At 44.0% G+C, this 2,153-nt stretch carries 1 protein-coding gene; it reads left to right on the top strand.

Annotated features, from left to right (window positions below; translation table 11 throughout):
• The coding region (locus F6K49_RS43095) for a ShlB/FhaC/HecB family hemolysin secretion/activation protein (RefSeq protein ID WP_293107754.1) at window positions 1–1,857 on the top strand (1,857 nt) is incomplete at its 5' end.
• Window positions 1,858–2,153 lie beyond the last annotated feature (296 nt).

Raw genomic sequence — 2,153 nt, 5'->3', positions numbered from 1 at the left:
TCCTCCGCATCTGGGTCATCGCTACTAGAATCTACTGCTCAAGCTACTTCTACTCGACCGCCACTTCAGGTTAAATGTTCCGTTGAAAACATCGGGTCAGAATTAATAGGAACACAGGGAGAGGGAGAGACAGGGAGAGAGTTTTGGCGTATTTGTCAAGATTTTCGATATAAATCAAGACTTACGCAAAGCCCCCTAAATCCCCCAATTCTGGGGGACTTTGAAATCATTACCCCTCCCGGTGCGCTTTCCGTTGGCGAATTAAATTCGCCACGGGTCGCACCGAAAAATTGGGGGGTTAGGGGGGCAAAACCAACTAAACTTCGTAAGCCCTATAAATCTTTATATCCAACCGATGCTACCGGAGTTGATCTGATCGCTTCATCCGGTGATCGTTTCCTAGTCAAAACAGTAGAAGTGCTCGGTAACACCGTTTTACAAGAACAGATTACAGCATTAATTGAAGAGATTGAAAATCAAGAAGTCACCTTTGAAGATTTAATTGAACTGCGCTCTAAAATTACTCAACTCTATATTAACAACGGTTACGTTACCTCTGGTGCATTTTTACTAAATAATCAAGCACTGGACAGTGGCACTGTGCAAATACAGGTTGTTGAGGGTGAGCTAGAACGAATTGAACTGAATGGATTAAACCGTCTGCGATCTGACTATGTACTCCGCCCCCTAGAAATTGCAACTACTAAACCCTTAAATCAGCAACGTCTAGTCAAAGCACTGCAACTGCTGCAGCTAGACCCCTTAATCGAACGAGTGAATGTGGAATTGACCGCAGGGAGCACTCCCGGTCGTAATATATTACAGGTGACACTAAAAGAAGCCCCAGCCTTTCACACCGGTGTCAAGACAGAAAACAACCGTTCTCCCAGTATTGGTTCAACCCAAGTCAGTGTATTTGCTGCTCATGATAATCTATTCGGATTTGGCGATCGCATTCGTGGGGAATACGGTCTAACCGAAGGACTCGACATTTACGATATTCGGTATACCATCCCCATCAATGCTCGTAAAGGAACCCTGAGCTTGGGCTACAGTAATAGTGAGAATCGCCTTGTTTCCGAGAATTTCCAGGATTTAAACATTAGAGGTGAAACCCAGAACTATTCCCTCAGTTTCCGTCAGCCCTTATTGCGATCGCCAGAGACTGAATTCGCTGTGGGCTTAGGCTTAGACCTGCGTCACCGACAAACCTTCATACTCGATGACATTCCCTTGTCCTTCTCTGAAGCAACCGCAGATGGTACATCCAAGGTCACAGTAATTCGGCTGTTTCAAGATTGGGTCAAGCGCAGTCCAGAAAGAGTATTAGCCGCCCGCTCCCAGTTTAGTCTAGGAATTGATGCCTTTGATGCCACCATTAGTGACTCAAGTCCTGATGGGCGTTTCTTTACCTGGGTCGGACAATTTCAGTGGGTCGAGCAATTATCACCATCTATTCTGCTGATCAGCCGAATTAATACTCAACTCACCCCAGATTCATTACTATCCCTAGAAAAGTTCAGTCTAGGTGGTAGAGATACCGTCAGAGGCTATCGACAAAATCAAATCATTGCTGATAATGGCATCTTGGGGGGAGTAGAGGCACGTATTATGCTCACCTCAGACTCCAGACTACAATTAACCCCTTTCTTTGAAATCGGTACAACCTGGAATAATCAAGGGATTCAACCCAACCCTGCCACCATTGCTGGTGTAGGATTAGGCTTACGTTGGCAGATCGGATCTGGATTTAATCTCCGTCTCGACTATGGTATTCCCCTGATCGGGGTAGATAATCCGGGGGACTCACTGCAAGACAATGGCATTTACTTTACCGTAGACTACCAGCCCTTTTAGTTAGCTCTCACCCATTTAAATTGTGAATGGGGGCTGATGGGGAGATGGGGAGATGGGGAGATGGGGAGATGGGGAGATGGTAGACCGGCTTTTGCACAAGGATCGCGATCTGAAACTTAAATGCATATTAGCTTAAGGCATCCAGTAAAATTAAAAATTAATAATTAAAAATTAAAAAGGGTAAATTCATAATGATAAATAACAAATTGAAAATCATCTCAAAAAAAAACACAACAAATATAGCAGTACGTATTAAGGTGGGTGTTTGACATTTATAAAAGCAGCAAAATATTATA

The sequence above is a fragment of the Moorena sp. SIO3I6 genome (genome assembly GCF_010672095.1).
Note: the sequence above shows the minus strand (reverse complement) of the source record. Positions and strands in the feature narration are given on the sequence as shown.